8 protein-coding genes are annotated in these 6,603 nt (G+C 73.3%); 4 read left to right on the forward strand and 4 right to left on the reverse strand.

From position 1 onward, the window contains the following. Positions 1–57: 57 nt before the first annotated feature. Both HW577_RS18135 and HW577_RS18140 read right to left on the reverse strand, forming a co-directional pair. Entirely contained in the window at positions 58–666 is a 609-nt protein-coding gene (locus tag HW577_RS18135; protein WP_232475040.1) for a CDP-alcohol phosphatidyltransferase family protein, read from the reverse strand. After that, entirely contained in the window at positions 650–1,417 is a 768-nt protein-coding gene (locus tag HW577_RS18140; protein WP_198377556.1) for a hypothetical protein, read from the reverse strand. Before HW577_RS18140 ends, HW577_RS18135 begins: the two co-directional genes overlap by 17 nt. A 78-nt stretch (positions 1,418–1,495) precedes the next feature. Here HW577_RS18140 and purM point away from each other — a divergent pair, with 78 nt between their 5' ends. Genes purM through HW577_RS18155 form a run of 3 tightly spaced genes read left to right on the forward strand, consistent with a single transcriptional unit; the run spans position 1,496 to position 3,433 of the window. Further along, on the forward strand, positions 1,496–2,572 hold the full coding sequence (gene purM / locus HW577_RS18145) for a phosphoribosylformylglycinamidine cyclo-ligase (protein ID WP_232475042.1): 1,077 nt from the start codon (positions 1,496–1,498) through the stop codon (positions 2,570–2,572). After that, positions 2,569–3,246 (forward strand): phosphoribosylglycinamide formyltransferase, encoded by a 678-nt coding sequence (gene purN, locus HW577_RS18150; RefSeq protein ID WP_198377551.1) that lies wholly within the window; start codon positions 2,569–2,571, stop codon positions 3,244–3,246. Before purM ends, purN begins: the two co-directional genes overlap by 4 nt. 31 nt (positions 3,247–3,277) lie before the next feature. Further along, a complete protein-coding gene (locus tag HW577_RS18155; protein WP_198377552.1) occupies positions 3,278–3,433 on the forward strand; it encodes a preprotein translocase subunit SecE in 156 nt (51 codons plus the stop codon). Between the two features lie 13 nt (positions 3,434–3,446). Here the strand turns inward: HW577_RS18155 and HW577_RS18160 are convergent, their stop codons facing one another. Then, a complete protein-coding gene (locus HW577_RS18160) occupies positions 3,447–4,259 on the reverse strand; it encodes an EAL domain-containing protein (RefSeq protein ID WP_198377553.1) in 813 nt (270 codons plus the stop codon). A 44-nt stretch (positions 4,260–4,303) separates the two neighbouring features. Continuing rightward, complete coding sequence (gene ndk, locus HW577_RS18165) at positions 4,304–4,726, reverse strand: nucleoside-diphosphate kinase (RefSeq protein ID WP_198377554.1); 423 nt, start codon at positions 4,724–4,726, stop codon at positions 4,304–4,306. Between the two features lie 247 nt (positions 4,727–4,973). Between ndk and HW577_RS18170 the strand changes: the two genes are divergently transcribed. Further along, the gene (locus HW577_RS18170) at positions 4,974–6,593 is read left to right on the forward strand and encodes an ABC-F family ATP-binding cassette domain-containing protein (protein ID WP_232475041.1); all 1,620 of its coding nucleotides are present in this window, start codon (positions 4,974–4,976) and stop codon (positions 6,591–6,593) included. Positions 6,594–6,603: the final 10 nt, after the last annotated feature.

Below are 6,603 nucleotides of genomic sequence, written 5' to 3' on the forward strand. Positions count from 1 at the left end.
CGGGCGCGGGCGCGGGCAGGCCGCCGCCGGGCTTCGCGGGCGGGCGCGGCGCCTCGCTCATGGCGGGTTCGCGCCCGTCAGCCGCGCCGCCTGGACCACGTAGGCGATGCCGGAGGCGAGCGTGGTGAAGGCAACGAGCCCGATCATGAAGGCAAGCAGCCCCGGCGCCGCCAGCCCGAAGCCCTTGAGCAGCAGCGCGAGCGCCGCGAGCGCGATCTGCGCCGCCGTATTGGCCTTGGACACCAGGATCGGCCGGATGCGGGCCGGCACGCCGAGCACCCAGAGGAAGATGACGCCGCCCACGATGAGCAGGTCGCGGAACACGACCAGGATGGCGAGCCAGTCCGGCAGCACGCCGATCGCGGCCAGCGTGACATAGACCGAGACGAGCAGCGCCTTGTCCGCCACCGGGTCCAGCAGCGCGCCGAGCGCCGAGCGCGCGTTCCACACCCGCGCGAGCCAGCCATCGACCGCATCCGACACGCCGGCCGCGACGAACACCAGGAAGGCGAGGTCGAGCCGCTGCTGCAGCATCAGCCACACCGCCGCCGGCACGGCACACAGGCGCGCAAGCGTGATGAGGTTGGGCAGGGTGAAGAGCCCTGCCTCGATATCGGCCGAGGCCGGGGCGGCCGGCCGGCGGACGCGGTCAGGAGCGTCCGGCAAGGCCCACGCGCCAGGCGTCGCCGGGCGCCCCCGACCCCGGGGTCATGCTGACGCCCTGGCGGGCGAATTCCTCCGCCACCACGCCGGGCGCCGCGCGGAGCGACAGGCGCAGCCGCGCCCGGTCGGTCGAGATCGCCACGACCTCCATCCGCGCCGCGCCGGCATTGAGCCGCCGCCGCAGTTCGAGCCAGTCCTGCAGCGATCCGTAGAGCGCCACCGCTTCCACCGTCGCGGCGACCGGCACGGGGCTGGGCGGGCGTCCCGTCTCCCCTTGGGTGCCGCCGCCGGTCCCGCCGCCCGTCCCGCCGCCATCGCCGGCGATCGCCCCGCCGGCCAGGGCGCGCACGCGGCCCGGGTTGAAGTTCACCGTGATCCGGCCGGTGTAGCGCGTCGGCGCCGTCCGCTCCTCCTCGATGATGATGGAGGCGGTCATCTGCTCGATCTGCGCATCCGACAGCTGGCGGGAAATGCCGGCGGAGGCGGCGAGTCGCTCCCAGGCCGCGCGGCGGCCGTTGGCGAGCGCCCTTTCGCGGGCGATCACGCCGTTCTCGGCGGTCGCCTCGGCGGGCACGCCGCGCTGGGTGAAATTGATCGCCGCGGGCGCCGCGGGGGCATCCTGCGCCATCGGCGTGGCGAGCGGCGCGGCGAGCATGAGCAGCAGGGCGGTTGCGAAGCGGCCCGCCCTATGGTTCCTCTCGCGCACCCGCGCGGTGCGGGACCTGGCCGGCATCGCGTTCCCCAACCCCTTCATGCCGGCCGTCATGGCCGGCGACACGGCGCAGCCACAGGCGGCGCGCCCCGCCCAGCCATTAGCCGATCGGAGGCCGCCCTGACCAGTTCCCCGTCTTCCCCCCTCACCTACCGCGCCGCCGGGGTGGATATCGAGGCCGGCGACGCGCTGGTCGATGCCATCAAGCCGCTCGCCCGCGCCACCGACCGCCCGGGCACCATGGGGAGCCTCGGCGGCTTCGGCGCGCTGTTCGACCTGAAGGCGGCCGGCTTCACCGACCCGGTGCTGGTGTCCTCCACCGACGGCGTCGGCACCAAGCTGCGGGTCGCGATCGATGCCGGGCGGCATGACGGGGTCGGCATCGACCTGGTGGCCATGTGCGTGAACGACCTGGTGGTGCAGGGGGCGGAACCGCTCTTCTTCCTCGACTACTTCGCCACCGGCGCGCTCGAGGTCGCCGCGGCGCGGGAGGTGATCGCCGGCATCGCCGAGGGCTGCCGCCTCGCCGGCTGCGCCCTGGTGGGCGGCGAGACGGCCGAGATGCCGGGGATGTACGCGCAGGGCGACTACGACCTCGCCGGCTTCGCGGTGGGCGCGGCGGAACGCGGCCGCCTGCTGCCCGCCGGCGTCGCGCCGGGGGATGCGCTGCTGGGCCTCGCCAGTTCCGGCGTGCATTCCAACGGCTTTTCCCTGGTGCGCCGGGTGCTCGAGGCACGCGGCATGACGCTGGCCGATGACGCGCCCTTCGCGCCGGGGCTCAGCCTCGGCACCGCGCTGCTGGCGCCGACGCGCATCTATGTGAAGCCGCTGCTGGCGCTGCACCGGGCGGGGCTGCTGAAGGCGGCCGCGCACATCACCGGCGGCGGCCTGCCCGGCAACGTGCCGCGCGTGCTGCCGAAGGGCATGACGGCCGCGATCGACGCGCGCGGCTGGCCGGTGCCGCCGGTCTTCGCCTTCCTGGCCGAGGCCGGGAACATCGACGCGGAGGAGATGCTGCGCGTCTTCAACTGCGGCCTGGGCATGGTGCTCGCGGTGCCGGGCGATCGGCGGGAGGACGCGGCCGCGATGCTCTCCGCCGCCGGGGAGACGGTCTATCGCATCGGCACCATCGAGCCCTCCGACGGCCCCGCCGGCGTGCGCATCGACAACCTGCCGGATGGCTGGCCGCGCGCATGACCCGCGCCCGCGTCGCGGTGCTGATCTCCGGGCGCGGGTCGAACATGGCCGCGCTGCTTGCCGCCGCCGAGGACCCGGCCTATCCGGCCGAGATCGCGCTGGTGCTGTCCAACCGCGCCGACGCGGCGGGGCTGGCCCATGCCGCGGCGCGGGGCGTGCCGACGGCGGTCGTGGAAAGCCGCGCCTACCGCGGCGACCGCGCGGCGTTCGAGGCGGCGATGGAAGCCGAGATCGCCCGCCACGGCGCGCGGATCATCGCGCTGGCCGGCTTCATGCGCGTGCTGACGGAAGGCTTCGTCACGCGCTGGGAGGGGCGGATGATCAATGTCCACCCTTCGCTTCTGCCGGCCTTCCCGGGGCTCGACACGCATGAACGCGCGCTGGCCGCCGGGGTGCGGCTGCATGGCTGCACGGTGCACCTGGTGACCGCCGGGGTGGATGAGGGGCCGATCCTTGCCCAGGCCGCAGTGCCGGTGCTGCCGGGGGACGATGCCGCCAGCCTCGCGGCGCGGGTGCTGGACCAGGAGCACCGGATCTACCCGGCGGCGCTCGGCTGGCTGGCGGCCGGGCGGGTGCGGCTCGCGGATGGCCGCGCGAGGGTGGACGGGGTGGCGCCGGCGTCCGGCGCGCTGCTGAACCCCTTGCCCTCGGCGGCGGCTGTTCCTAAACGCTGAGGCGAAGATCGAGACCGGTTGGGGACGTATCGTGGCCGAACAGCAATCCTACGAATTCGTCGAAGTGAAGGCCGCGGACATCATGGCCGAGCGGACGGCGCTCTGGGGCGGCTTCACCCGCTTCGTCACCATCTCGACGGTCGCGATCATCGTCGCGCTGGTGCTGATCTACCTGCTCTGGGGCTGAACGCCCGCCGGGTTCAGGCGGCGAGCGGACCCGGGCGGCCGAGCAGCCAGCCCTGCAGGGCATCGCAGCCGGCTTCCCGAAGCACGCGCATCTGGCCGGCTGTCTCCACCGCCTCGGCGATGGTGGTCGCGCCCAGCGCGTGCGCCATCTCGACGACCGAGGCGATCGCGGTGCGCGCGCGGTCCGTGCCCTCATCCGCGAGCCCCGCCGTCAGGGCGGCATCGAGCTTCACGACGGCGAAGGGAATGTCGCGCAGCGCCCGGGCCGACCCCGCCGCGCCGCCGAAATCGTCGAGCGAGACGACGATGCCGAGGCCGCGCAGCTCCGCCGCCAGCGCCGCGGCGCCGGGAATGTCGGCGACCACCGCCGCTTCCGGCAGTTCGAGCACGATGCCGCGCGGGTCGGTGCCCGTGGCGGCGAGTGCGGCGCGCACCATCGGCGCCGCGTGGCCCTGCAGCATGCCGCCGGCCGAGATGTTCACGGAAAGATAGGGCCCGCCCGCGGGCCAGGTGGCGCGCAGCCGGAATGCGCCGACCATTGCCCAGGCATCGAGCGCAACGCCGCGCCCGATGGCGGCCGCGGTCGCAAGGATTTCCCGCGGCGGCACCGCGCCATGCAGCGGGTGCTCCCAGCGCAGCAGCGCCTCATAGCCCACGGGGGCCAGGCTGGCGGCGGCGCAGATGGGCTGAAGGTCGAGCCTCAGGCCGCGGCCACCCGCGGCCAGTGCCGCGGCGAGGTCCGCCCCGAGGTCGGGCGGGTCCGCCCGTTCAGGGTTCGCCTGTGCCGCCATGCCGTCCATCGCCCGCTCCAGGAGTGGAGCGGGCACTAAGGCATGGCGGCGATTAACGGCGCGTGTGCGCCGCGGGCCTGTCAGCCGACGAGTTCGGTGCCGGCGAAGAAGTAGGCGATCTCGATCGCCGCATTCTCCGGGCTGTCGGACCCGTGCACGGAATTCGCCTCGATGCTCTCGGCGAACAGCTTGCGGATGGTGCCCTCGGCCGCGTTGGCGGGGTTGGTCGCACCCATCAGCTCGCGGTTCTTGGCCACCGCGTCCTCGCCTTCCAGCACCTGCACCACGACCGGGCCGGAGACCATGAAGTCCACGAGGTCGTTGTAGAAGGGGCGGGCGGCGTGCACCTCGTAGAACTTCTTGGCGTGCGCGCGGGACATCCAGATGCGCTTCTGGGCGATGATGCGCAGGCCGTTCTTCTCGAAGATGGCGTTGATGGCGCCCGTGAGGTTCCGCCGCGTGGCGTCCGGCTTGATGATGGAGAAGGTGCGCTCGATGGCCATGGGGCTCTTTTCCTCGGGTCGGTTCGGGATCGGCCGGCCGGATAGGCGGGATGGGGCGCGCGCGCAACCCCCGCGCGGCGCCTGGCAGGGCGCGCGGGGGCGGCTCCAGCGCCATCCGATCACACTGAATCAGTTTGTTCGGATTTCGTGCAGCAGGATCAATGGTTTCTGGAGCACGACATGCGATCGCCCGCTCCCGGCGGATCGGATATTGCTCGATCGGATATTGCTCTAGAAGCGGCGTTCCATGACCGTCCTGACCCTCCGCGACCTGACCATCCGCATCGCCGGCCGCACGCTGCTCGACGGCGCCGACCTGCAGGTCGACACCGGCCGCAAGGTCGGCCTCGTCGGGCGGAACGGCGCGGGGAAGTCCACCCTGCTGCGCGCCATCACCGGGGAATTGCAGCCCGATGGCGGGGAAATCCGCCTCGCCGCCCGGGCGCGGATGGGCCATGTCGCGCAGGAGGCGCCGGGCGGCGAGGACAGCCTGCTCGAGATCGTGCTCGCCGCCGACACCGAGCGCGCCGCCCTGCTCGCGGAAGCCGAGACAGCGACGGACCCGGCCCGCATCGGGGAGATCCATGACCGGCTGATCGCCATCCGCGCCGACAGCGCGCCGGCGCGGGCGGGCGCCATCCTCTCGGGCCTCGGCTTCGATGCCGCGGCGCAGGCGCGGCCGTCGCGCGAATTCTCGGGCGGCTGGCGGATGCGCGTGGCGCTCGCCCGCGCCCTGTTCCTCGAGCCCGACCTGCTGCTGCTCGACGAACCCACGAACCACCTCGACCTCGAGGCGACGATGTGGCTCGAAGGCTGGCTGCAGCGCTTCTCGGGCGCGGCCATCGTCGTCAGCCACGACCGCGGGCTGCTCGAACGCTGCGTCGATGCCATCGCGCATCTCGATCGCGGCGACATCACGCTCTATCCCGGCAGCTTCGCCGATTTCGTGCGCATCCGCGCCGAACGCCAGGCGCAGCAGGTGGCGCAGAACACGAAGGTCGCCGCGGAACGGGCGCGCATCCAGTCCTTCGTCGACCGCTTCCGCGCCAAGGCGACCAAGGCGCGCCAGGCGCAGTCGCGGCTGAAGGCGCTGGAACGCCTGCCGCCGATCGAGGCGGTGGTGGAGGACGCGCCGGTCCGCTTCGCCTTCCCCGCGCCCGAGGAACTCGCCCCGCCGATCCTCTCGCTGACCGGCTGCGCGGCGGGCTATGGCGGGCCGCCCATCCTGCGCGACCTGAACCTGCGGCTCGACCAGGATGACCGCATCGCGCTGCTCGGCGCCAATGGCAACGGCAAGTCCACGCTGGCGAAGCTCTTCGCCGGGCGGCTCGCGCCCGAGGGCGGCACCGCCTTCCGCACCCGCGGCCTGCGCGTGGGCTATTTCGCGCAGCATCAGGCGGAGGAACTGGATCTCGCCGGCACGCCGCTGACCCATGTGCAGGCGGCGCTGCCCAAGGCGACCGAGACGCAGTGCCGCGCGCAGCTCGCCCGCTTCGGCCTCGATGCCGACCGGGCGGAGACGCGCATCGCCGCGCTCTCGGGGGGCGAGAAGGCGCGGCTGCTGCTCGCGCTGACCACGCGCGACGCGCCGCACCTGCTGATCCTGGACGAGCCCACCAACCACCTCGACATCGATGCGCGGGAAGCGCTGGTGAAGGCGCTCGCCGAATTCGGCGGCGCGGTGCTGCTCATCACCCACGACCCGCATCTGGTGGAACTTGTCGCCGACCGGCTCTGGCTGGTGGCGGACGGGACGGTCACGCCCTTCGAGGGCGACCTCGACGACTACCGCGCGCTGCTCGCCGAGCGCGCCCGCGGCGGCGCCCGCGCGGAAGCCCGACGCGTGATTGGAAGAGCATACGTCTGAACTCCTGTTT

Source organism: Neoroseomonas rubea, from assembly GCF_016106015.1.
In the GTDB taxonomy this organism is placed as follows: Bacteria; Pseudomonadota; Alphaproteobacteria; order Acetobacterales; family Acetobacteraceae; genus Neoroseomonas; species Neoroseomonas rubea.

Excerpts from the sequence above, each read along its gene's own strand:
- HW577_RS18140 (WP_198377556.1), bottom strand. The coding sequence starts at position 1,417 with ATGAAGGGGTTGGGGAACGCGATGCCGGCCAGGTCCCGCACCGCGCGG.
- purN (WP_198377551.1), top strand. The coding sequence starts at position 2,569 with ATGACCCGCGCCCGCGTCGCGGTGCTGATCTCCGGGCGCGGGTCGAAC.
- ndk (WP_198377554.1), bottom strand. The coding sequence starts at position 4,726 with ATGGCCATCGAGCGCACCTTCTCCATCATCAAGCCGGACGCCACGCGG.
- HW577_RS18170 (WP_232475041.1), top strand. The coding sequence starts at position 4,974 with ATGACCGTCCTGACCCTCCGCGACCTGACCATCCGCATCGCCGGCCGC.